Origin of the sequence: Hyphomicrobium sp., assembly GCF_019753045.1 — a bacterium.
Taxonomy (GTDB): Bacteria; Pseudomonadota; Alphaproteobacteria; order Rhizobiales; family Hyphomicrobiaceae; genus Hyphomicrobium_B.
Genome location: NZ_JAIELN010000005.1, coordinates 300,936 through 324,957 on the forward strand (window position 1 = coordinate 300,936; position 24,022 = coordinate 324,957).

Annotated in this window: 20 protein-coding genes and 1 tRNA gene; 9 read left to right on the plus strand and 12 right to left on the minus strand. The window is 60.1% G+C overall.

Features of this window, described 5'->3' with window-relative positions:
* Nucleotides 1-175 precede the first annotated feature (175 nt).
* Nucleotides 176-1,363, plus strand: a complete 1,188-nt coding sequence (gene metC / locus K2Q04_RS06440; protein ID WP_291160844.1) for a cystathionine beta-lyase — start codon at nt 176-178, stop codon at nt 1,361-1,363.
* Between the two features lie 27 nt (nt 1,364-1,390).
* On the opposite strand, the gene K2Q04_RS06445 is transcribed toward metC, so the two are convergent.
* Entirely contained in the window at nt 1,391-3,340 is a 1,950-nt protein-coding gene (locus K2Q04_RS06445) for a L,D-transpeptidase family protein (RefSeq protein WP_291160847.1), read from the minus strand.
* A 206-nt stretch (nt 3,341-3,546) separates the two neighbouring features.
* Nucleotides 3,547-3,622 (minus strand) — tRNA-Arg (locus tag K2Q04_RS06450).
* Between the two features lie 301 nt (nt 3,623-3,923).
* Here K2Q04_RS06450 and K2Q04_RS06455 point away from each other — a divergent pair.
* Nucleotides 3,924-4,250: a hypothetical protein gene (locus tag K2Q04_RS06455; RefSeq protein WP_291160850.1), complete on the plus strand. Its 327-nt coding sequence runs from the start codon at nt 3,924-3,926 to the stop codon at nt 4,248-4,250.
* A gap of 69 nt (nt 4,251-4,319) precedes the next feature.
* On the opposite strand, the gene K2Q04_RS06460 is transcribed toward K2Q04_RS06455, so the two are convergent.
* Complete coding sequence (locus tag K2Q04_RS06460; protein WP_291160852.1) at nt 4,320-4,826, minus strand: hypothetical protein; 507 nt, start codon at nt 4,824-4,826, stop codon at nt 4,320-4,322.
* Between the two features lie 344 nt (nt 4,827-5,170).
* On the opposite strand from K2Q04_RS06460, the gene K2Q04_RS06465 reads away from it, so the two are divergent.
* The 3 genes from K2Q04_RS06465 to ligD (K2Q04_RS06475) all read left to right on the plus strand — a co-directional run bounded on the left by K2Q04_RS06465 (nt 5,171) and on the right by ligD (K2Q04_RS06475) (nt 8,358).
* Nucleotides 5,171-5,398 (plus strand): hypothetical protein, encoded by a 228-nt coding sequence (locus K2Q04_RS06465; protein ID WP_291160855.1) that lies wholly within the window; start codon nt 5,171-5,173, stop codon nt 5,396-5,398.
* 229 nt (nt 5,399-5,627) lie between these two features.
* A complete protein-coding gene (ligD, locus tag K2Q04_RS06470) occupies nt 5,628-7,310 on the plus strand; it encodes a non-homologous end-joining DNA ligase (protein WP_291160857.1) in 1,683 nt (560 codons plus the stop codon).
* A 4-nt stretch (nt 7,311-7,314) separates the two neighbouring features.
* A complete protein-coding gene (gene ligD, locus K2Q04_RS06475) occupies nt 7,315-8,358 on the plus strand; it encodes a non-homologous end-joining DNA ligase (RefSeq protein WP_291160859.1) in 1,044 nt (347 codons plus the stop codon).
* A 240-nt stretch (nt 8,359-8,598) separates the two neighbouring features.
* Here the strand turns inward: ligD (K2Q04_RS06475) and K2Q04_RS06480 are convergent, their stop codons facing one another.
* The 4 genes from K2Q04_RS06480 to betB all read right to left on the minus strand — a co-directional run bounded on the left by K2Q04_RS06480 (nt 8,599) and on the right by betB (nt 13,062).
* Nucleotides 8,599-9,501 carry a Ku protein gene (locus K2Q04_RS06480; RefSeq protein WP_291160861.1) on the minus strand — a complete coding sequence of 301 codons (903 nt, stop codon included), beginning with the start codon at nt 9,499-9,501 and terminating at the stop codon, nt 8,599-8,601.
* A 103-nt stretch (nt 9,502-9,604) separates the two neighbouring features.
* Nucleotides 9,605-9,799 (minus strand): hypothetical protein, encoded by a 195-nt coding sequence (locus K2Q04_RS06485; RefSeq protein WP_291160864.1) that lies wholly within the window; start codon nt 9,797-9,799, stop codon nt 9,605-9,607.
* A 93-nt stretch (nt 9,800-9,892) separates the two neighbouring features.
* A complete protein-coding gene (gene betA, locus K2Q04_RS06490; protein WP_291160867.1) occupies nt 9,893-11,554 on the minus strand; it encodes a choline dehydrogenase in 1,662 nt (553 codons plus the stop codon).
* Between the two features lie 47 nt (nt 11,555-11,601).
* Complete coding sequence (gene betB / locus K2Q04_RS06495; RefSeq protein WP_291160870.1) at nt 11,602-13,062, minus strand: betaine-aldehyde dehydrogenase; 1,461 nt, start codon at nt 13,060-13,062, stop codon at nt 11,602-11,604.
* Nucleotides 13,063-13,434: 372 nt separating this feature from the next.
* Between betB and K2Q04_RS06500 the strand changes: the two genes are divergently transcribed.
* The 4 genes from K2Q04_RS06500 (at nt 13,435) to choV (ending at nt 17,804) form a co-directional block, all read left to right on the plus strand.
* Entirely contained in the window at nt 13,435-14,478 is a 1,044-nt protein-coding gene (locus K2Q04_RS06500; RefSeq protein ID WP_291160872.1) for a GlxA family transcriptional regulator, read from the plus strand.
* A 269-nt stretch (nt 14,479-14,747) separates the two neighbouring features.
* Nucleotides 14,748-15,671 carry a choline ABC transporter substrate-binding protein gene (choX, locus tag K2Q04_RS06505; RefSeq protein ID WP_291160875.1) on the plus strand — a complete coding sequence of 308 codons (924 nt, stop codon included), beginning with the start codon at nt 14,748-14,750 and terminating at the stop codon, nt 15,669-15,671.
* Between the two features lie 91 nt (nt 15,672-15,762).
* Nucleotides 15,763-16,617, plus strand: coding sequence for a choline ABC transporter permease subunit (gene choW, locus K2Q04_RS06510; protein WP_291161006.1), 855 nt, complete (start codon nt 15,763-15,765; stop codon nt 16,615-16,617).
* On the plus strand, nt 16,614-17,804 hold the full coding sequence (choV, locus tag K2Q04_RS06515) for a choline ABC transporter ATP-binding protein (protein WP_291160877.1): 1,191 nt from the start codon (nt 16,614-16,616) through the stop codon (nt 17,802-17,804). Before choW ends, choV begins: the two co-directional genes overlap by 4 nt.
* 10 nt (nt 17,805-17,814) lie before the next feature.
* Here the strand turns inward: choV and K2Q04_RS06520 are convergent, their stop codons facing one another.
* Genes K2Q04_RS06520 through K2Q04_RS06540 form a run of 5 tightly spaced genes read right to left on the minus strand, consistent with a single transcriptional unit; the run spans nt 17,815 to nt 24,022 of the window.
* Complete coding sequence (locus tag K2Q04_RS06520) at nt 17,815-18,930, minus strand: hybrid-cluster NAD(P)-dependent oxidoreductase (RefSeq protein WP_291160879.1); 1,116 nt, start codon at nt 18,928-18,930, stop codon at nt 17,815-17,817.
* Between the two features lie 6 nt (nt 18,931-18,936).
* Nucleotides 18,937-20,217, minus strand: a complete 1,281-nt coding sequence (locus tag K2Q04_RS06525) for an aromatic ring-hydroxylating dioxygenase subunit alpha (protein WP_291160881.1) — start codon at nt 20,215-20,217, stop codon at nt 18,937-18,939.
* Nucleotides 20,218-20,242: 25 nt separating this feature from the next.
* On the minus strand, nt 20,243-21,028 hold the full coding sequence (locus tag K2Q04_RS06530) for a hypothetical protein (protein WP_291160883.1): 786 nt from the start codon (nt 21,026-21,028) through the stop codon (nt 20,243-20,245).
* Complete coding sequence (locus K2Q04_RS06535; RefSeq protein ID WP_291160884.1) at nt 21,021-22,145, minus strand: electron transfer flavoprotein subunit alpha/FixB family protein; 1,125 nt, start codon at nt 22,143-22,145, stop codon at nt 21,021-21,023. The genes K2Q04_RS06530 and K2Q04_RS06535 overlap by 8 nt, the downstream gene beginning before the upstream one ends.
* Entirely contained in the window at nt 22,142-24,022 is a 1,881-nt protein-coding gene (locus K2Q04_RS06540; RefSeq protein WP_291160887.1) for a (Fe-S)-binding protein, read from the minus strand. The genes K2Q04_RS06535 and K2Q04_RS06540 overlap by 4 nt, the downstream gene beginning before the upstream one ends.

Here is a 24,022-nt window from a genome sequence, read left to right on the forward strand (position 1 = left end):
GCTTCACTGAAGTCTCTTCGTTTTCCCTCAAACAGACGAAAGCAACGGCCTCGGGCGCGCCCGCCCATGTGTAGCTCGCCCCGCCACACATCCCGCGCCTGCGCCTAATGGTCAAGGCCTTGACCATGAACGAAACTTGCGCCACGAGGACGCGAACCGCCCGGAGAAGTTGAAAATGGCGAAAAAAGACGACAGTTCCGAGCGCGGCGAACAGCCTGAAACCGAGGTCGTGCACCTCGGGCGCAAGCCGTTCGAGCAGCACGGATTTGTCAACACGCCGGTATATCGGGGGTCGACGGTACTCTATCCGACGCTCGATGCCATCAAGCAGCGGACGCAGCCCTTCACGTACGGACGGCGGGCGACGCCGACGACGAAAGCGCTCGAAGACGCGATAACGCATCTCGAAGGCGGCGCGGCGACAGTGCTGACGGCGTCGGGCCTCGCCGCGATTTCGACCGCGGTTCTGGCATTCGCCGAGAGCGGCGACCACATCCTGATGCCCGACAACGTCTATCAGCCGGGCCGCGCGTTTGCGGACAAGATGCTGAAGAAGCTCGGCGTCGAGACGACGTATTACGATCCGCTCATCGGTCACGACATCGCCGGGCTTTTCCGTCCCAACACGAAGCTCGTGCTGGTCGAAGCGCCGGGCTCGCAGACGTTCGAGATGCCGGACATTCCGGCAATTGCCGCCGCGGCCCGCGTCAAGAACATCTGGGTTCTCGCGGACAACACCTGGGCGACGCCGTTCTTTTGCAAACCGCTATCGCTCGGCGCCGACGTATCGCTCGAAGCCGCGACGAAATACATCGTCGGTCATGCCGACGCGATGATGGGCACGGTCACCGCCAACGCGCGCGCCGCGAAGTATCTCGACAACGCCAAGGAAACGCTCGGCACGTGTCCCGGCTCGGAGGAGACGTATCTCGCTCTCCGAGGCCTCAGAACTCTGGCTGTCCGTCTCGAGCGGCATCAACGATCAGGCATCGCGGTCGCGGAGTGGTTGGCTGCCCGTCCCGAGGTTGACCGGGTTCTGCATCCTGCCCTTCCAGGCGATGCCGGTCATGAGATCTGGAAACGTGATTTCAGCGGCGCGAGCGGTCTCTTCGCGGTCGTCCTGAAACCCGCGCCTGAGAAAGCGCTCGCTGCATTTCTCGACGGGCTCAAGCTGTTCGGCATGGGCTATTCGTGGGGCGGCTACGAAAGCCTCGTCATCCCGTTCGATCCGACTTCATACCGGACGGCGACGCGCTGGCGCGGACCGGGGCCGGCGCTTCGGTTCCACATTGGTCTCGAGGCCGTCGAAGATCTGATCCACGATCTCAGCGAAGGGTTCGCCCGCCTCGAGAGCGCGCGGTAGCCCCAACGGCTACACTTAAAATTCAACTCAGAATCCGAGCGCCCGGCGGATCACATCGCCGACCGTGTTGCCGTACGAGTAACCGGGGCCAGAGCGCATCAGGCCCATGTCGCCCCCGTATCTTCCGTATCCGCCACGGCGATCATAGCCGCCGCCACGCCTCCTGCGGTCGTCGTCGTCTTCATCTCTTCGCGCGGAGCGGTAGTGCACCTTCTTGACCGCGGAGGTTTCCAGCGTCTCGGGCGTTACATGCTCCTGGGTGACGTCGATGTCTTTCCACTTCCCGGCGAGCGCCAGCGTGATGCGTTTCTGGTGACCGTAGTAATCTTCAAAAAACTGCGGCGTGCCGTCGTTCGCGACCCAGGTCGTAAAGTATCCGACATGGACGGGGATCGGCGTATTCAGTGCAATTTGATTGTCCATGGGACCTTTGTTGACGAGCTGGGCAACGTTCGGGCTCGAGTGTCCACGGTCGATGTTGAAGACTGTTTGCGCGAACCGTTGGGGGTTTCGCACGCGCATGCAGCCGTGGCTGAACAGGCGGACGCGTTCGTTGAAGAGATATCGCGAGGGCGTATCGTGGAGATAGACCGAGTGCTTGTTCGGAAAGAGCAGCTTGACGAGGCCGAGCGCGTTGTCGTCGCCCGACGGCTGATAGATCATGTAATTGCTGAGCTTGGCTTTCGACCAGTTCACGCGGCTGCTGTCGATGACATGGCCGTTGTGCATGACGACGTAGCCTTGCCGCTCGATCGAGCGGCCGGTTCGCAGAGCCGTCATCTTGATCGAGTCCGGCAGGTTCCACCTTGGACGCAGAACGATCTTCGTCATGTCCTTCGAGAATACCGGCGTTTGCGTGCTCGGCGTGCCGACGACGACACGTTCTTCGAACACGGGCTTATTGTTGTCGGTAAGGACGATCGAAAACGCTGGAATGTTGACGAATACGTTGGTCGCGCCGAGCGAGCGCGGCATCCATCGCCATTCTTCCATGTTGGCGATGACGGCCGTAATCTTCTCGGGAGTCGATTGAAAATCTTCGCCGGACAGCTTTGCTCGCGTGCTCGCCCCGACGATACCGTCAGCGTGAAGTGACTTCGATGCCTGGAACTGTTTGATAGCTGCTGCCAGCTTATCGTCGTAGAGCTGCTCCGATCCCGTATCCGAGGCAATTCCAAATCTCTGCTTCAGCGTCGCGACATCGGCATCGCGCACGCCGGCCTGGAGCATCGCGCCCCGCCGCGGGATATTGAAGCGATCCGGCTCGTTCGCGGGCGTGTGGCCCCGCAACCGCGCGAGAAGCGCCTTGAGCTTCAGGAATTGATCCTGCGACGGTTGAAACGCGCGCAACGCCTCGTCGGGGTTTTGCGCGCCGGCCAGACGCGTGAGCACAGACGCTGCATCGGTGAGGACGGGCGCGCGATCCAAGTAGCCGGAGAGGCGCTTTTCGGGCTCTGAAATGCGGCTGCCCTCGGCTTCGTGAGCGTATCGCAAGGCGGCAGCGCTGATTTCGAGTTCGGCCCGCGCCGTCTGCTCTGGAGTCCAGCTGCCGGAAATCATCGGCTCCTTTACTGCGGCGAGTTCGAAATCCGACGCCCTGAGGCCCCAGTCCTCAGCACGGCCCAGCTCTGCCATTACGAGCGTTGCTGCACGCGTCGGCCCCTGCTCATCGACCCACAACGGCCGGCATTGGCGAGCCTGATAAAACGTCGAAACGGCAGCGCTATCGCTCTCGTCAAACGGTGCTGCGGGTTTGGTTGCGAGCTTCGCGCAGATGACGGCTGCGGTACCCGTCAGAAGTTCCGGAGTTTCACCGGATTCGACGGCTGGGGATTCAACGATTGGCGGCTGCGGCGGCGTAACGGGCGCATCTTGCGCTCGCGTCAGTGAAGGCTCGAACACGGCGCTGATGAGACTCAGTGCAAGGATCTTTGCTTTGCGCGCCGAACGATGAGGGGGGCGGAGAGACATGGTCATTACGACGTACTCTCTACTGTCTGTTTCAAGTCCCCGGTGGAACGCAAACTAAAGCAGTCGCGACTCATCGCTAGAGTTAGTTTGAGAAATGCGGTCCGTGGTTAAATGTAGGTGACGGATTGAATTGCAATCTCGCGAACGCGCGATCGCGTTCCAATTTTCGCATCAAGTTTTTTTAGAGATGAATTTGATGGCAATGAATTTCGTGGCGATCCCGGCAGGGCTCGAACCTGCAACCTTCGGAGTCGAATTCCGACGCTCTATCCATTGAGCCACGGGACCATTGCGCCACGTCATTCGGCCGAAGAACCGTCTCGTTTCGATTTTCTGTCTTTGCGACGGAAAATCGTCAAGAGCCACGATTCTCAATAAATGATCGCACAATCCGCGCGGCGACAAAATGGATTAAGCGGAACCAATGGGGCTATTCGCAGTTTGTGGCCGTCGGTCATCAAATTCCGCGATCGTTGCGATGGTTAGCCGCCCCGATGAACATCGGGGTATCGCGCGTTATTTGCGCGGAACCAACGGCGACGAGAGGCCGTTTCCCCACAGAGAACGTCCACAAGAAAAGGAGATTTAGATGAAGGTTATTAAAGGTGCCGTCGTGACAATCGCACTTCTGGGCGCTGGCTCCGCAGGTGCCATGGCACAGGCGACGTACGATAATAACGGACAGCCGCTAACGCCTCAGACTAAGACTCAGCCGGTAACTCCCGCGCCGTCTAATGGCGCAAGTAGTGGTGACACGGGCGTATCGAGCCCGGCCGGCATTCCGGCAGATCCGACGACCAATGAAAATGTTCAACCGGGTCCGTCAACCAATACACCGAACGATCCCGCCGCGGGCTCAAATCCCGACGCTCGCGCTCCGACATCTCCAGCCGGAACCGGCACCTCTAGCCCGTAATGTTCCTCCGGGTAATACGTTGAAGGTTCCGGGACGCCCGGAACCTTCATCATCTTCAGCGATGCACAATCAGTAGTCGCAATCCTGATACCGTCGCCACCAGTACGGACTTCCCGTCTCGATGGCTCTGCGATACAGCCATCCGCAGTCGGAGCCATAGTAGCCACCGTCGTAATAGCCGTAAGAGTAGTAGGGATAACCGATGATGTACCGCCCGCGGCGGTGATGGTGCCGGCCGCCGTGTCCGTGATAATTGCCGGCAAAATTCCGGTAGCCGCGATCACCTATCCGCGGACCGCGCGGTCCGTTGCCACGGAAATTGCCAGCGCCGAAATTCGGACCAGCGCGATGCGCCCGCCCGGAAAAATTCCCGCCGCGGTAATTGCCGCCTCCATTACCGAAGTGTGGTGCCCCTCCACCGAAGTGTGGTCCCCCTCCACCTCCGCCACCACCGCTGAAATGGGCCCCTCCGCCTCCTCCGCCGCCACCGCCGTGGCCGCTTCTCGCATCGGCGACAGTCGTGCCCAGCGCGAGGAGCAGGATTGCTCCCAGCGTAGCAACGCTTCTTACCTTCATCTAGAACGCTCCTAAGTCTCTCTCAAACGGACGCCCTCACGACATCCATTGTAGTAACGGGTGGGTAAATGCTGCAGTTCCGGACAGCACTAACCGGAGATGGCTAGCCGTCCGACCTTAGCACATTGCAACGGGAGGAAGTGAGGCGCCCAACTGCGTCTAAAGCACCTTAGTCCGCAGCCGAGTGTATCGCGTCAAGCACCCGCCGGAGACTCAGTCGCCTGCAAAACACGGATCGACATAAACCGTTCCGTAACAGCATGGTGCTTGTTTGACTGTACTTGAGGGATTTCCAGGAGACGAGAAGCGGCGCACAGTGATTTTTACGCGGAGGATGGTTTGACATGTCTGTCGCTTACAATGTTTTTGGGCCTGAAGACCTCGCGTTGGCTGAAAGCGTATTGAACGAAGTCTGGACCTCGCTTCCGAGCGGCGTCCGAAGCGGGCCGCACGGACCGGAATGCCGCGACTGGTTGGCCAGGCAGGTGCTGGCATCGATCCGCGACGACGACATCAACCGCGATCTTCTTAAAAAGCAGCTGCTGAATAGCGATATGACGGCGTGGGCGTGACGGCCGCGCTTGGGAACAAATCGCGTTCCGCAACCGTTTTTCGGTTAGACGCATGCAGCAGCGTGCGTCAGGCGCCTTTAAGCCAGGTGCCCAGGCCGCTGGGGAGCTTTACGCTCCCGGCGGCTTTGCTTTGACTTGAGACGCCGGAGACTTAAAATTTCGAGCACTCAAGCCTGAACGACATTTGCGACCTCGGACTTTCGACCTTCATCGGGTGGGACGCCTTCCAATGGCAAAGAAAAAGCTTTCCGAGTATCGCGCCAAGCGTGACTTCACCAAAACCGCGGAGCCGAGCGGCTCGGCGAATGTCCGTCCGGCGAAGTATCTTCGTTTCGTGATCCAGAAGCACGACGCCTCGCATCTCCATTACGATCTTCGTCTGGAACTCGACGGTGTATTCAAATCGTGGGCGGTGACGCGCGGTCCCTCTATCGATCCCAAAGACAAACGCCTCGCTGTCGAAGTCGAGGACCATCCGCTCGACTATGGTGATTTCGAAGGGACCATTCCCAAAGGCCAGTACGGCGGCGGAACGGTGATGCTGTGGGACCGCGGGTTCTGGGCACCGGTCGGCGATCAAAGTCCCGAGGAACAGCTGCGCAAGGGCGAGCTGAAATTCATCCTGGCCGGCGATAAGCTCAAAGGCAGCTGGGTGCTCGTCAAAATCAAGAACGACCGTTTCGGGGGAAAGCGCAACAACTGGCTTCTTATCAAGCATCGCGATGAGGGCGCGCATTCCGGCGATGCCGATGCGATACTTGCGAAGGACCGCTCGGTCGCGTCGAAACGCACCATGGCGCAGATTGCGGCCGGACAGGGCAAAGGCCCCGAACCTTTCATCACGCGGCGGAGGACGGCCGCAAGCCCGAATGCCGTCTGGAATTCCAATCAACCGTCGGACGACGATCCGGAGCCTCAGCCTGCTCCGTCACCGTCGAAACCACTCAAGCGAACGCCGGTTCGAAAAGCGGCGAGACCGAAAAAGGCCGCGGCCGCTGCGGAGAGCACATCGGCGAACGCCGTTTTGGGAATTACGATTTCGCATCCCGAGAAAGTGCTGTGGCCCGCGGGCGAGGATTCTGCCGTTACGAAGCTCGATCTCGCGCATTATCTCGAAGCAGTCGGCGCGTGGATGCTCGAGCATATCAAAGGGCGTCCCTGCTCGGTGATCCGCGCGCCGGATGGCATAACCGGCCAAACGTTTTTTCAACGGCATGCGATGAAGGGCATGTCACCCGAGATCGATCTCGTTCGCATTTCGGGAGATCGCGAACCTTATATCGAGGTGAACTCGGAAGAGGCGTTGATCGCGCTTGGGCAGATCGCGGCGCTCGAGTTTCATCCCTGGAATTGCGCGGAGTTCGAGCCGGATATCGCGGGGCGTCTCGTCTTCGATCTCGATCCGGCGCCGGACGTCGAATTCTCGCGTGTCGTCGGTGCGGCGAATGAACTTCGCGAGCGGCTCGAGAGGGTCGGTCTCGTCGCCTTTTGCAAGACGACCGGCGGCAAAGGCCTTCACGTCGTCACGCCGCTCAAGACAAATCGCGGCGACGCTGCGAACTGGACCGATGCGAAGTCGTTCGCCGGGGCCATTTGCCAGCAAATGGCGGCCGACAGCCCGAAAGACTATCTCATCAAGATGACGAAGAAGCTTCGAACGGGCAGGATTTTTCTCGATTACCTTCGCAACGACCGCATGGCGACGGCCGTGGCGCCCCTGTCCCCGCGCGCGCGGCCCGGCGCCACCGTGTCGATGCCGCTCACTTGGCGTCAGGTCAAACAAGGGCTCGACCCCAAGCGCTTCACGGTGCAGACCGTCCCTTCCCTGCTCAAGAAGATGACCGCCTGGGAGGATTACGATTCCTCAGATCGCTCGCTCAAGAGCGCGATCAAGAAGCTCCTCGGATCCTGAGCGCGTGACTGCGAAGACGAACATTTCGCGGGGTCTATCAAAGCGCCGCCGGCCCGTTCGCGAGCCGAAGATCGCTGGCGGGATCAAATCAGCTATGCCGGATTTTGTGGCGCCTTGTCTTGCAACGCTCGTTGCAAAGCCGCCATCCGGCGACAACTGGGTGCACGAGATCAAGTTCGACGGTTATCGCATTCAGGCGCGCATCGAGAAGCAGTCGGTGCGCATGCTGACGCGGAACGGCCTCGACTGGACTGAACGTTTCGGCAGACTTCCGCAGCTTCTCGCCGAATTTCATGACGGCTCGGCAATCATCGACGGAGAACTCGTCGCCGATGACGCTTCAGGTCATTCGAGTTTTTCAGCACTCGCGGACGCGCTCAAAAGCGGCCGCAGCGAAAAGTTCGTGCTGCACTGCTTCGACCTTCTTTACCTGGATGGCATGAACCTGCTCGACGTCAAACTCGGCGATCGCAAAGCCGCACTGCAGGCGCTCTTTGCTGGCAAACCGAAGACCGGACAGATCCGCTACAGCGATCACCTTGCGTCGGACGGAGCGCAGATGCTCGCGCATGCCTGCAAGCTCGGGCTCGAAGGCATCATTTCAAAACGCATCGACCGGCCCTATCGCTCAGGCCGTCATGACGACTGGCTCAAATCGAAGTGCGTCCAGGTCGATGAGTTCGTCGTCCTTGGATATCTCAAATCCAAGGCCGCACCCAATGCGGTCGGTGCGCTCGTCGTCGGTTATTACGATAAGAAACGGCTCGTCTATGCGGGACGGGTCGGCACGGGCTACACGAACAAGACCGCAGCGAGCTTGATGCGCACGTTGAAGCCGATGCGCATCGATGCTCCTTCTTTCTCGTCGTCGCTCACGAACCTGCAGCGGCGAGACGTGACGTGGGTGACGCCCACGCTTGTCGCACAAATCGAATACCGCGCCTGGACCTCCGACGGGCTGTTACGGCACGCGGCCTTCAAGGGGCTGCGTGAGGACAAGCCCGCGACCGACGTTCGCCGTCCCGCAATAAAATCCATTGTCGAATGAAGCTGGTCAGAACGGCAGAAACAGCTGCTGGGTGAAATGTGGAATCATCATCATCCACAGCCAGAGCGCAAAAATCGGGTGCATGGAAACCTCCTGAAATTGCCAACGCAATCAGGCAACAACGCTTCCTGTACTCACATTTATTGATAAGGCGCTGCGTTCAGGCAGATCGATAATATGAGCGAGCTGCGAACTTCGCGACGCACACAACGTAACACGAGTCTGTTGCAATGCGTCTTCTTATCCGCGTGCGCGCGATTTTTTCTTCGGGGTCTTTGCGGGAGCTCGCTTCACAGGCTCGCGCTTTTGACGGGATGCTGCGGTCTTGGTTTTCGATGCAGCCGGTTTCGATGTTGATTTTCCCGTGGAGCGGCGGAGTGCCTCCATGAAATCGATGACAGTTCCACCTGACGGCTGTTCCTCGCCCCCGGAAACTTCGGTCGATAGGCCGCCCTCAACCTTCTCCTTGACGAGCTTACGCAGCGCTTCGGCGTAATGGTTCTTGAAGTCGGCCGGATTGAATTTTCGCGTACGTTCGTTGATGAGTTGCTTCGCCATATCGATGAGCTCGGGACGAAGCTTCTCGTTGCCGATCCCGTCGAAGATCTCATCGGCGTCGCGCACTTCGCTGGCGTAACGCAGCGTTTCGATCATCAAGCCGTCGCCGGACGGCTTCATCGCGATCAGGTTCTCGCGCCCTCGCATCGTCAACTGGCCAACGCCGTATTTCTTGGTGGCCCGGAGCGCATCGCGGATGATGCGGTAGCCTTCCTCGGCGACGTCTCCATCGGGCAGCACGTAATACGGGTTATCGAAGTACAGCGGATCGATCGAGCATGCTTCGACGAACTCGGTCAACTCGACGGTGTGGCGGGTCGACAGCTTCAGCTTGTCGAGCTCATCCGGTTCGAACAGAACGTAGTTGCCATCATCAAGCTCATAGCCCTGCACGATGTCGGACTGCGGCACGACCTTTCCTGTCTCGCCCGCCACTTTCTGGTAGCGGATACGCTGCTTCGATTTCTTGTCGACCTGATGCAGGGCGATTTTATCTTCGGATGCGGTCGCGCTAACCAACCGGATGGGAATGGTAACGAGCGCCAAGCGCAAATGTCCTTTCCAGAAGGACCGCGCGGTTGCCATCGTTAAACTCCTCGAGAACGCAATACAGGCCAACAGGATAGCATGCCTTGGCGTTCGTCGGAACGCGGTCGCAACGTTCGAGGTTCCCTCAGAGTTACTGGACTCAACTCCCGGCCGTCGTCGTGACCCAATCATATGGGCGCTTCAGGTGCCGGCGGTGGGCCTCGGCAGCTTCCCGCGTCTGGAACGTCAAGGCCGTGGCAGGATCGCTCGTTTCCTCGTCATTGAGACCGAGATAAACGGCACGCCGGCCCGCGTACACAACGTCCGGTTTTCGCTCGACAAGCAGCCATCTCATCGCGCACCTCCGGCTTGGAAGGTAAGCTTAATCCGGCATTCATCCTAGAGAGAACGCGTCCGGCGATCCGTTCCGCCGTCCGAGCGAAATTTCTTAACGCTGGCTGGTCTGGTAGTTGGGATTGACCCACACCGGTACTTCCTCGCGCGGCAACGGCGCCCGGCCCCGGATAACGTCGGCCAATTTTTCAGCCATCATGATGGTCGGGACGTTCAGATTGCCGCTCACGACGTCGGGCATGATCGAGGCGTCGACAACGCGTAAACCCTCGACGCCGTGAACCCGCGCTTTGCCGTCGACGACCGCCATTTCGTCCGTTCCCATTCGGCACGAGCACGACGGATGGTACGCGCTTTCCGCCTTCGCCCGAATGAATGCATCGATATCCGCATCGCTGTCGCTCGCCGGGCCTGGAGCCAGCTCATCACCGCGATAACGATCAAATGCCTTCTGAGAGAATATCTCGCGCGTCAAGCGGATGCCGGCGCGCATTTCTTTGCGGTCCTGTTCCGTCTGCATGTAGTTGAAGAGCACGCGCGGGTACTGGCGCGGATCGGACGATTTGAGTTTCACGTATCCGGTGCTCGTCGGGCGCATCGGTCCGATGTGCGCCTGAAATCCATGTCCCTTCGCGGCGGACGAGCCGTCGTAGCTGATTGCCATCGGGAAGAAGTGATATTGAAGGTCGGGGTGGAGGACGCCGGGCTCGCTGCGAATGAAGCCGCCCGATTCAAAATGGTTGGTCGCGCCGAGTCCCTTCCCCGTCAAAATCCATTCGATGCCGATCTTCAGTTTCGCCAGCGGATTGTTGGCGCTGTAAATCGAGACCGGCTCCTTGCATTCGTATTGCACGTAGGCTTCGATATGGTCTTGCAGGTTCTCTCCGACGCCGGGCACGTGCTCCACAACGGGAATTCCCAACTTCTTCAACTCGTCGGCATTGCCGATGCCCGACAGCATCAGGATTTGCGGTGAATTGATCGCTCCGCCGCTGACGATCACTTCGCGCGTGGCGCGGGCGGACTGAAGACGGCCACCCCGGCTATATTCGACGCCCACCGCTCGCTTGCCTTCGAAGAGGATGCGCGTGACCAGAGACTTCGCCTTGACCTCGACGCCACCGCGCTTTTGTGCCGGGCGGAGATAAGCTTTCGCAGCACTCCAACGCCGTCCTTTGTAGACGGTCATGTCCATCCGGCCGAGGCCTTCCTGCTGGCGGCCGTTCATATCTTCGGTGACGGGATAGCCTGCCTGGCGGCCCGCCTCGACGAATGTGTCGTAAAGCGGATTTGTGCAGGGTGCGGTGGTCACGAAGAGCGGTCCGGAGCTGCCGCGATAGGCATCACCGCCTTTGAGCCGCGTCTCGGATTTCTTGAAGTACGGGAGACAATCGAAATAGCTCCAGTCTTGAAGACCCTGACGCCGCGCCCAGGCGTCATAGTCGAAGGCATGCCCGCGAATGTAGATCATGCCGTTGATCGATGACGAACCGCCTACGACGCGGCCGCGCGGACAGTACATCTTCCGGTTATCGAGAAACGGTTCCGGCTCGGACTCGTACCACCAGTTGTATTTGGTGCCAGCCAGCGGATAGGCGAATGCGGACGGCATATGGATGAAGATGCTGTGGTCCTGCGGCCCTGCCTCAAGAACCAGTACGCGGGTGTCCTGATCTTCCGTCAGGCGATTGGCGAGCACGCATCCCGCCGACCCGGCGCCTACGATGATGTAATCGAACTCTTGGGCGGTGCTCATCTCTGGACAGATCCCCAGGGTCTTACGAGTGAAGCCTAGTATTCATTTCATTCATAGGGGCATTGGACGTCGCCGAGCTCGACGTAGACGCTCTTCAACTGCGTGTAGTGATCGATCGCGGCCTGTCCGTTCTCATGGCCGAAGCCCGACTCCTTGATGCCGCCGAACGGCATCTCGACCGGAGTCACATTGTAGTTGTTGATCCAGCAGATCCCGGCTTCGAGACGCGCTGCAACGCGATGCGCGCGCGCGAGGTCTCGCGTGAAGACGCCGGCCGCCAAGCCATAGCGGGTCGCGTTCGCACGGGTGATGGCATCATCTTCATCGCGGAACTTCAGAACCGACATCACCGGTCCGAAGATCTCCTGGCGGACGATGCTCATATCGTCAGTGCAATCGGTAAATACGGCTGGACGTACGAAATTCCCGCGGGCGAGTTCGTCCTCGTCGACGCGCTCGCCGCCGTAACGGAGGCGCGCACCCTCCTTTTGGCCCGCCGCGACGAAGCCCAAGACGCGATCCATGTGCACTTGCGAGATCAAGGCGCCGACCTGCGTCTCAGGCGCCAAGGGATCGCCGACGCGGAGCTTCTTCGTGCGCTCGACGACCATATCGACGAAGCGGTCGTGAATGTCCTCGTGGACATAGACGCGGGTGCAGTTCGTGCAGATTTCGCCTTGCGTATAGAAATTGCCTAGCATCGCCGCAGATACGGCCTGGCGCAGATCCGCATCCGGAAAGACGAGCAGCGCCGACTTGCCGCTCAGCTCCATCGTCGTTCGCTTCAAGGACGCTGCCGCTGCCGCGAGGATTTTCTTCGCCGTTCCGACAGAGCCCGTCAGCGAGATCTTGGCGACACGCGGGTCGGACGTCAGCAGAGTTCCCGTTCGCGCGTCGCCGTGCAGGACGTTGAACACGCCATCTGGAACGCCTGCCTCCGTGTAGATTTCGGCGAGCTTTGCCGACGTCGTCGGCGTCAGCTCCGAGGTCTTGAAGATCATCGCGTTGCCGCAAGCCAATGCGGGCGCCGATTTCCAGCACGCTATCTGGATCGGATAATTCCACGAGCCGATGCCAACGCATATGCCGATGGGTTCGCGGCGCGTATAAACAAAGGCGTTGTTCAGCGCGATCTGCTCGCCGCGCAATGAGCCGGCGACCCCGGCGAAATATTCGATGCAATCGGCGCCGCTCACGACATCGACCGCTTCGGCTTCCTGAATTGGTTTGCCAGTGTCTTGGACTTCAAGCCGGGCCAGTTCGTTATTGCGGTCGCGTAAGATCCGGGCGGCCTTATTCAGAATGCGGCCGCGCTCGGCACCCGACATGGCGGACCACAGCTTCAATCCTTCCTCGGCCGAACGCAGTGCAGCATCGACCTCCGGCTCAAGGGCGATTTCAACCCGCGAGATCAGCTTCCCGGTTGCGGGATTCGTGTTATCGAAAGTCTCGGCGGCTTTGGAGGCGGTATACCGGCCCCCGATGTAGCTCTGCAGCACGTGCACCATGAGTACTCAATTGCCTAGGAATTCAGCTGAGCGAGATGTGTTCCTCGCCCATGGTAAAAGCTCTTAGTGCGCACGTTTCCGCCGCTTCCCAAAGCTTTCTTTCCTATGCGGCCTGCGCCTTTTCCGAGCTATCTCAGATACGACGCAAATGACTTCGGCGGCGACAGCGAAGGTAAACTCCGTCAGCGCCAATCGAATGTCGGCGGAATGCGTTATCTGAACTTGTCAAAATGCGACTTGGTGCTACTATTTGCGACCGGGGTTCTGCTCGCAAACCTTGTCGCCTTGGTTTTATGCCGGGAGCGGCAAGCCCCAGACGCAACGATCACGATATAATCTAGCCTTCCCGTTTGACGTGGGAGCTTTTGCGACGTGAACGAAGTTCCGACGAAGTTGAGCACGATCCGCAGGATCGGATTCTTGACTTTAGACGAATACACAATGATCGCCGTCTCAAGCGCGATCGAAGTTCTTCGGATGGCCAACCGCTTAAGCGGCCAAACCCATTATTCTTGGACCATTCTGACACTCGATGGCCGGCCGGTGCCCTCGAGCAACGGCATGTCGTATTCGAGCGCCGCCACTTACGACGCCGCGGACGATCTCGACATGGTGCTCGTTTGCGGCGGCACCAACGTCGCGAACTTCGTCAATGACAAAGTCGTCAATCTTCTCCGCCGCATAGCGCGTGACGGGGTCGTGCTCGGCGGGCTCTGCACCGGCACTTATGCACTCGTGAAATCCGGCCTTCTCGACGGCTACAAGTGCACGATCCATTGGGAAAATATGGCTGGACTTCGCGAGTTTCACTCGCGGGTAAAATTCCAGGAAGAGCTGTTCGTCATCGATCGCGATCGCATGACCTGCACGGGCGGAATAGCCCCCATCGACATGATGCTCGCCCTCGTGCGCAGCAGCTTCGGCAAGACGCTCGTTGCCGAGATCTCCAACCAATTCATTCTCGAGCGCGTGCGAGACGGCTACGACCGGCAGCATATTCCGTTGGCAGCGCGCCTCGGATTTAACCACGGCGCACTGGTCGACATCGCGGCGCTCATGGAAGCCAACTTCGAGGAGCCATTGAGCGCTGTCGAACTCGCCAAGCTGGCGGGATTGTCTCTGCGTCAGGTTCAGCGGATGTTTCAGGAGACGCTCGATACGACGCCGACGAAATATTACCTGCAGCTTCGGCTACGGCGTGCGCGCGAATTGCTTCTCCAGTCGCAGATGTCCATTACGCAGATCTCCGTTTCCTGCGGTTTCCAATCGACCTGCCATTTCAGCAAGTCCTATCGCGCTCTTTACGGGCGCACGCCACGAAGCGAACGTCAGCCGCAGAAGTCCGACGCTCCGGAGTTCAACGCATCGCCGGCGCTCAGACGCGAAACGAGCCGCGCGCGACTGCCGTCGATCTGAGTTCGCCGATCTGGGAGGCCGCGATTTTGAAATCCCGCAGTGCAGAAACTTCATTCCCAGTGAAAGGATGCCTGTTAGGCGCGTAAACGCAGAATCGCGTCGCAATTGTGAAATCGACGGCTATTGGCCGTGCTTAGCTTCGGGGGTTGCCCCTCTCGGGTGACGCCTTCAACAGATTGCCAACGCAGGAGGATCACCAGCTCATGCTCCGATCCGAACAGGCGGTCTGTTGTCAGTAACACCTGGTACCGCCAACAACAGGAGTTGTCATGACACGCATCGCGATGGGGGTCGCCCTTGCCCTGGGTCTGGCCGCAACCACGGCACACGCAGAAAGCGCGAGTTGCAAGAAAGTCCGCTTCGCCGATGTCGGCTGGACTGACATTCAGGTCACGACCGCGACCGCTCAGAACCTTCTCGAAGCCCTCGGGTATGCGCCGGAGGTCAAAACGCTGTCGGTTCCGGTGACCTACGCTTCATTGAAGAACAAAGATATCGACGTGTTCCTCGGCAACTGGATGCCGAGCATGACGGCAGACATCAAAGCCTACGTCGACGACAAATCTGTCGAGACGATCGGCGTCAACCTGAGCGACGCCGGTTATGGCCTCGTCGTTCCGCAGTACGTGGCGGACGGGGGCGTGAAGAGCTTGAAGGACCTCGGCGCGCATAAGGATAAATTCGGCGGCAAGATTTACGGCATTGAAGCAGGCAACGACGGCAATCGCATCATCAGCGGCATGATCGCCAAGCCGGAAAACAACCTGCAGGGCTTCGAGCTCGTCGAAAGCTCTGAAGCCGGCATGCTGACCCAGGCCGAAAAGGCGATGAAGAAGAACGAGTGGATCGTGTTCCTCGGCTGGACGCCGCATCCGGTCATGGGCGAAATGAAGATCGCCTATCTCGACGGCATGGGCGACAGCGGCTTCGGCGCCGCCACCGTCAGCACCAACGTGCGCGCTGGCTACGAGAAGGAATGTCCTAACGTCGGTAAATTCCTCAGCAACCTCAAGTTCAATCTCGCCATGGAAGGCGCGATGATGGGACCGGTTCTGAAGGACGGCGCCGATCCGAAGGCAACCGCTCTCACGTGGCTGAAGGCCAACCCCGACGCCGCCACGCCGTGGCTTGAAGGCGTCACAACATTCGATGGGGGCGACGCCAAGGCTGCCGTCGCAGCTGCACTCAAATAGTTTCAGCAACGACATCCACCCGACAAGTCCGGACGGCCGCATCTAGCGACCGTCCGATACGGGGATGAGCTTCAGCTCAGGGGGAGCGCCGATGGATCCCGTATCGAAGCTGATTGCCGCCTGGAAAATTCCGATAGGCCAGTTCGGCAAGTCCGTGTTCGATTTCGTGACGGACTATTTTCAGTGGCTGTTCGATGCCATTTCGGGAATCCTCGAGACGGTCGTCGACGGGACATCCGCTCTCCTTCTGCAAATCCCGCCGGTCATTCTTGCCGTCGCTCTCGCCGGGTTCGCCTACTGGCTCAGGCGATCCAAACCGCTCGCCATCGGCGTGCTGATCGGTTTTCTCTTCATTCTGAACCAGGGTCTTTGGAAAGAAACCGTCCAAACGTTGGTTCTCGTCGTCGCCGCCACGGCGCTCTCGATGGCCATCGGAGTGCCGCTCGGCATATGGGCTGCTCATAACCCGAGGGTCTGGAAGGTGGCGCAGCCGCTTCTCGACCTGATGCAGACGATGCCGACGTTCGTTTATCTCATTCCCATTCTCATTCTGTTCGGGCTCGGAGCCGCGCCTGCACTCATCGTAACGATCATTTTCGCCATGCCGGCGCCTGTGCGCATGACGTATCTCGGCCTGACGTCCATTCCGAAACCGATGCTCGAAGCCGGCGAAAGTTTCGGCGCGACGAAGCGGCAGCTCCTATGGAAAGTCGAGTTGCCTGCGGCCCTTCCCTCCATCATGGCAGGCCTGACGCAGTGCATTATGCTTTCGCTCTCCATGGTCGTCTTCGCGACACTCATCGGTGCACCGAGCCTCGGCAATCCGGTCAATAAGGCTCTCGCCAACCGCAACATTCCGCTCGGCATCGAAGCGGGTCTCGCGCTCGTCATTCTCGCCATCATCCTCGATCGGGCGCTCTCCGTCCAAGCGGGAGTGCGAAAATGAACGTCGCAGTCGACTTCAAGAACGTCGATATCATATTCGGCAAGGACGTCGCGAAGACGTTGGCCATGGTCGACGCGGGCGCGACACGCGCTCAAATCCTCGCCAAGACTGGCGCAGTGCTCGGCGCTGCCGGCGCGAATCTCACCGTGCATGAGGGCGAAATCTCTGTCCTGATGGGCCTTTCGGGCTCTGGCAAATCGACATTGTTGCGCGCCGTCAACGGGCTCAACAAGGTGTCGCGTGGCGCTGTCCTCGTGAAGGACGGCGACCGGATGGTGGACATCGCCTCGTGTGACGCCACTACGCTCCGTCATATGCGACAGACACAGGTCGCTATGGTCTTCCAGCAGTTTGCGCTGCTGCCGTGGCGAACCGTGCGGGAGAATGTGGGGCTTGGTCTCGAACTCGCCGGCGTTCCGCACGCGGAACTCACGGAGCGCGTGGACCGCCAGCTCAAACTCGTCGGACTCGACACATGGGCTGAGAAGTATGTGCATGAGCTTTCGGGCGGCATGCAGCAGCGCGTCGGCCTCGCCCGCGCATTCGCAACGGACGCGCCGATCCTGTTGATGGACGAACCGTTCTCTGCGCTCGATCCCCTCATCCGTACCAAGTTGCAAGACGAGCTCTTGCAGCTACAGAAGTCGATCAAGAAGACGATCATCTTCGTCAGTCACGATCTCGAAGAAGCGCTGAAGATCGGCAATCGCATCACCATCATGGAGGGTGGGCGGATCGTACAATCGGGAGCGCCGGAAGAGATCGTGCTGCAGCCCGCCGACGATTACGTCCGCGATTTTATCGCCAATGTGAATCCGTTGTCCGTGCTCACCGCATGGAACGTCATGCGCGACATGCGCGACCTCGAGCGTACGGCCGATGACTGGATTTGGCTTGATCGGCGAAAGACGACGCGTTTCAAAATCGATGGCGGGGGAAAAGTGCAGGCGGCTGAATGTAACGGCCGTCAGGCTGCGTGGGTGACGTGCGGCGAATGCGAAAAGCACGTCAGCGAAGACTCTTCACCCGTCTATTGGGCGAGGCCCGGCACAAGCTTGAAAACCGTGATTCTCGCCATGCACAAGTCGGGCACCGCGCCTGTCGCACTGTTCGACGACGAGGATCGCTTTGTCGGCGCCATCGGCATCCGCGATGTTCTGCAGGCTATCTTGCGCCGCAAGGATTGATGATCGCGAATTACTTTTCGATGGTGACGTTCTCGAGCGGCTTGCTGCAGCAAATCAGGATCATGCCCGCGTCGATCTCACGTTGGCGAATGCCGCCGCCGTGCTTCATCTCTACCTGACCCGAAAGCTTCTTGCTTTTGCATGTGCCGCACACGCCTTTGCTGCAAGAAAACGGGAGCCGCATTCCGGCGGCCCGCGCCGCATCGAGAATGAACTGATCCGGCCGGCAATCAATCGTGCGACCCGATCGCGTGAATTCGATCTTGAAGCTCGCGCCGGGCGCTTCGGCTCCTGCCGCAGCAGCGGTTGATTCGGCGAGTGGCACGCCTTGCCGTTCGAACGAGAAGCTTTCTTCGTGGTAGTGCGCCATATCGAAAGCGGCGTCTCTCAGCATGGCACGTACATTTGCCATGTAGGCCTCCGGCCCACAGCAGAAGACTTCGCGCTCAGCCAGATCGGGGACGATCGACTTCAGAAGCGGCAACGTAAGGTAGCCTGTCGGCGCGCTCCAGTCGCGGGCCTCGCCCTGCTTCTCGCATACGAACGCCGTTCTAAAGTTGCTCGTGCCGTGGGTCATCATCGCCAGCTCGTGGCGGAATATGATGTCGCGCGGCGACCGCGCGCTGTGGACGAAGACGACATCATGATCTTCGCCCAGTTCGTAAAGGGTGCGCGCCATCGACATCAACGGCGTCACACCTGAACCGCCCGAGAGGAACAGGTACTTCGGGCCCGAGTGCAGCGTGCAGCTGAAGTCGCCGGACGGTCCGAGGGCTTTGATCTTCGAACCCGGCTTTAAATTGTCGTGCAGCCAGTTCGAGACCTTGCCGCCGGGATGGCGCTTCACCGTTATCGACAGCGTGTCGGGCCGCGTCGGCGGCGAAGAGATCGTGTAGCAGCGGTTGACGACCGCGCCATCGATATCGAGTTCAAGCGTGATGAACTGGCCGGGCCGGAAGCGGAAGAGACGCGGCGACTGCGTGCGGAACAGGAAGCTTTTGACGTCGTGCGTCTCCTGGCGCACGTGCGCGCACACGAGCGTATCGTCCTCATCGGCGTTCCACTTGCCGGGTGTCGCGTCCCAAAGTTCCGGCCCCAGGCGGCTCGACCGGCCTTTATCACTCATGATTGATCAGGCGCTCGCTGCAAATGGGCTGACGGTTGCGGATTCCTGCCCCGTTTCCGTACGGAGCCGCTTGAAGTACCAGGACATGAATTTTTCCACCAGCTCCTCCGTGTAAGGCGAATACGGGCCGGGCTGATAGGCGGCGCTTTGCGAACCGATTTGCGTGCGCTCAACAAGCGAGCCGTCCTGCTTGTTAGTTGCATGCCATACTTCGCTCAACTCCTTCGGATCGTAGTCACGGCCTTCGACCGCGTCCTTGTGAACGAGCCACTTCGTTCGAAGCAACGTGCGCTCGGGATCTATCGGCAGCACGCTGAATGTCACGATGTGATCGCTCATGAAATGATGCCAGGAATTCGGCTGGGTCCAGAACGACAAGCCGCCGAGATTGCGTTGCGTGAGATCACCCAGCAATTTCTGGCATGCGACTTTGCTGTTCATCGTTTGCGATTCACCCGCCTTGTCGAGCGGCAGCCGCTCTGTACGGAAAGCCGTGGCGCGGCTGTCGAGGAATTCGAGTTCGACGGAGGGAAGCCCGCACGACTCCCACCGTGCATGCTCGCGTTCAATCAGCTCGCGAAACGCGTGAACCTCTTCGGCATTCTCCGGCGACGGCTGGTAGCCAAAGCCGAATTCGTAGAGCGAGACCGTAAGCTCGGGGTGGTTCGCTTTACAATGATAGCATTCGCGGTTGTTCTCCATCGTGAACTTCCAATTGCCGTTCTCGATGAGATCTTCCTCGTACGCGATTTTGCAGTCGCTGATCCGATGCGGGAGAATATAGGGCTCCATTTCCCGGCGCATCTGTTCAAAGTCAGCTGGCGGCTCGTCGGCAAGGCATATGAACAGTAGGCCCGCAACATTTCCGACGTGCACCGTCTTCAGGTTGAAGTGGCTGCGATCGAATTCCTCGCCCATGTGCTCGGTGTGAATGAGCTTGCCCGACAGATCATATGTCCACTGATGATAAGGGCAAACGACGTTGCCGACGCTGCCCTTGTCGCCGTCGCAGAGGCGCGCGCCGCGATGGCGGCACACGTTGTGAAAAGCGCGGATCGTCATGTCGTCGTCGCGCACGACGACAATCGACGTACGGCCCAACGGCACCGTGAAATAATCTCCGGGCTCTGGAATGTCCGGCTCGACACCGGCATAGATCCAGTGGCGCCCAAATATGACGTCCATATCGAGGTCGAACACCTCTTTGTCCCGATAGAACGGCGCTTCGAGGCTATAACCCGGCCGGCGGCGTCCGATCATCGCCCGCAGTTCGTTGGATATTTGCATGTGATCCTCCCTTCGCACGGGCATGCTAGAAATCGACGAGCCGATGTTCTCTCAGATAGTTCAGCATCACTTGTGCTTTATCGACGGTTGAGCCTTCAAAAGCGACAACGCCACCTTTCGCCTCGGCGACGACGGCCGCCTGCATTCGTGCGTGTCCGGACTTTGTTTCCCGCGCTTTGAGCCGAATAGGACGGCGTGACGCAGTCTCTACGGTCCATCCGGGCTGCACAACGCAAGTCTCTGCGGGCGTTTCCGGAAATCGTTCGATGCGGCCGGAGACGCGCCGAGCATAAGCGTATTTCAGTTGAACAGGCGCGAGCGGATGAACGGCAATCACGAGCGGCAAAGCGCAACCGATCCGCCGCCGTTGCCCCTTCGGCAGGAACTGTCGAATTTCGACGTCCCATCCCTCAACAGCGGTCTTTTGAACGCGTGCTTCGAGGACGTTGGCGACGACCGGGCGCGCGAGAGCCCGTGCCAGCGCGTATGGCAACAGCCCGCTGCCAGCGCCCGACTCCGCGTTGCTTCCCGTCAGGATAACGTCGACGCTCTTCAGGTGGGAGGCGAGCGCTGCGACGGCATCCCCGCTGTTACCGAGCGGCAAAACCTCAATCGTGCCTGCGCCAAGCGCCAGATAGTCCTGAAGCGACGGTTCTTCCGCGGCACCGGCGTGAACGACACGAACACCATCACCGGCCATCCGGCGGCCCAATGCCATCGCGACCGCATCACCGCGGCAAGCTCGCGGCGCTCCGCTCACCGGATGCCGGCCGGCCGAGATCAGAACCGCGACTGTGAAGGCATTACTCATCCTTCGACCTCGAGACCTCGCCCTGCTCACGCGCTTGCGACACCCGCGTGATGAGCGCCTGCATGAGTTCTTCGGCGTCGCCGATGACGGTGAGGTCGGCTCGCTTGACGATGGGTGCGCCGCCGTCGCGATTGATCGCGATCACGTGACGGCAGCCCTTGATGCCTTGCAGATGCTGAACCGCTCCTGAAATGCCGATTGCGAAATAGGTTGTTGCGTTCACCGACTTGCCCGATGCGCCGATCTGCTTGTCGCGGGAGAATTTGCCTTCGTCGACTGCGACGCGGCTCGCGCCCACCGCAGCGCCGAGCGTGCGCGCGAGCGTGCCCAGCGTTTCGACGTTCTCGACGCCGTTGCCGGCGGAGACGATGAAGTCCGCTTCTTCGAGTGCAATGTCTGCGGTCTCCATCGGCTCGAGCCCGAGGTCGCGGTAAGCCTCGACCACGCTCGGCAGTTTCGGTGCCGGCAAAAGCTCACCCGCGCCGACGAACGGCAGCTTCGCGTCGACCGCACCGGGCGCGAGGAGCACGAACCGCGGCAATGGCGCTTTCGCAATCGCTGCGCCACCGGACCAGCCGACCGACACGTGTCGCGCGTCCAATTCGATCACGTGCGTTGCCGCGACGGCTTCGTCCTTGGCGATCAATCGGCGACCAAGGTCGCCATCCCCTCGCAGATTGTCGGGCATGAAGACGTGCGCGGGCTTGAAGTCGTCCAACAGCGCATGGACGACCGCCTCTTCGCGTTGCGGCTGAAATCGGCTGGCGTCGAGGTCGGGAAAAACGACAATCTTATCTGCGCCGAGTTCTCCGGCGTTCTCATGAAGTTCGCCGAGGATCACCGCGACGATGCCCGTGTCCGCCGTTGCAAGGATGCTCGCGGCCGCTATGGCTTCGCGCGCGTGATCGTCAAGGCGACCGCGATCGGAATGGGCGACGGCCATATGCCAGCGCTTCGCCGGCTCGCGCGTGCGCAACGGTTTGGCCTGCTGCGCCTCATGTGCCGTCACGCCGATATGCGGATCGGCGGATGCGATCTCTCCGAGCACGATACGGCGCAGACCCGCGGGCGACATTCGGTAGGGCCGGCGCGGATTGACACGTTTCACATCGCTCATGCGCGAGCCTCCAGCGAGGCGGCGGCAAGTTCGGCAATATCCAACACCTCGGCGCGCGCGCCGGCGACGCCCTCCAGCATGGCCGTGCATTGCGGGCACGCGACAGCGATGACATCAGCTCCGGCGTCGCGTGCATCCGCCATTCGAATGTCCGGAATGCGTTGCTTGCCCGGAATATCCGTCAGCGGCGCGCCGCCTCCGCCTCCACAGCATCTGCCGCGCAGACCTGAGCGCTGCATTTCGCGCACTTCAATTCCGAGCTTTCGCAAGAGAGCCCGCGGGGCTTCCGTCTCGCCGTTATAGCGGCCGAGATAGCAGGGATCGTGATAGGTCAGCGCCCGCGCCTCAGCCGATTTTCCGAGCTGCAGCTTTCCTTGCTCGGCGAGCTCAGCAAGAAGCGCGGTGTGATGAACGACCGTGTATTTGCCACCGAGCGCAGGGTATTCGTTGCGCAAGCTGTGCAGCACGTGCGGGTCGGACGTGACGATGCGTTTGAAATCGAGCGATGCGAAGGTTTCGATATTCCGTTTCGCCAACGCCTGAAATGTCGCCTCGTCGCCGAGACGGCGCGCGGTGTCGCCGGTATCGCGCTCACGCTCGCCGAGGATCGCGAAATCAACTCTCGCGGCCTTCAGCAGTTTGACGAGCGCTCTGAGGGTCCGCTGATAGCGCATGTCGAATGCGCCTTCGCCCGCGATGAGCAACAGATCGACGGGCTTGCCGGGTGCCGCCACCGACACATCGAGATCGATGACCCAGTTATATCGCGCGGTTCTCGCGTGGCCGCCCTGGGTTTCGGTCTCGCGCAGATTACACAACGTTTCCGGCGCGGTTCCGGGCACCTCGCCCTGCGTGAGATTAAGGCTGCGGCGCATGCCGACAATCGCATCGACGTGCTCGATCAGCATCGGGCACTCTTCGACACATGCCCGGCATGTCGTGCAGGACCACACCGTCTCGGCTTCAATCAGCTTCGGAATGATCGCGGCGGAAAGCGCCCCACGATGCGATCCGATCGGGATGCCGGGATACGGCCTTCCCGCATAGGCGCTATCGTTCGAGCCAGATAGTCCGGCGACGAGATCTTGAATGAGCTTCTTCGGATTGAGCGGCTGGCCCGCCCCAAAGGCGGGGCAGGATTGCTCGCATTTTCCGCATTCCACGCATGCGTCGAAACTCAAGAGTTCCGTCCATAGAAAGTCTGACGGCGTGCGCGTTCCGAAATCGTTATTGCTCAATGCCAGCGGCGAGAGTGCGGTCGATCGCACGCCCGCGAAGCGCTCGGGCCGCGGATGGAATGCGAGATGCAGAAGCCCTGCGACTGCGTGCTTCATCGGACCGCCCGCGCCGATGCCGAGCGCAAGTTCTGCTGATCCCGCAAGCAGAAGCGCGAGTGCGGCGATCGCTATACCAGCAGATAGCGTCTGCGATGAGACCAATGTCAGAAGAGCAAGTCCGAGTGCGAAAGCAGCCAACGTATAAGGCAACCTGTTCCACGCGCCTCGGGACAGTCTCAGAGGTGGATGACGCCGTCTCATCCAGACGAAATATACGCCCGTCAGCATGACGGCTGCGGCGAGCAGAATGGCCCAGTCCAATACCGGCGCATAAAGTCCGAGGCCGTAGTTGATCGCCACGAGCACCAGCGCCGCGAATGCACCACCCGCCGTCGCGATGTGCGTGTTCGCGATGTAAGGATCGCGGGCGACGACATGATGCAGATCGACGAAGTAACGTTTGGGTACGGCCAAGAGGCCCGTCCATTCGACCGTCGCTTCCCGGCCCGATCGCCACAGTCTCGCCCGGCGCGCCAGACCTATCGCCAACGTCGCGACAGACACCCAAAAGAGTACCGTGACGGCAACCGCAACGGACAC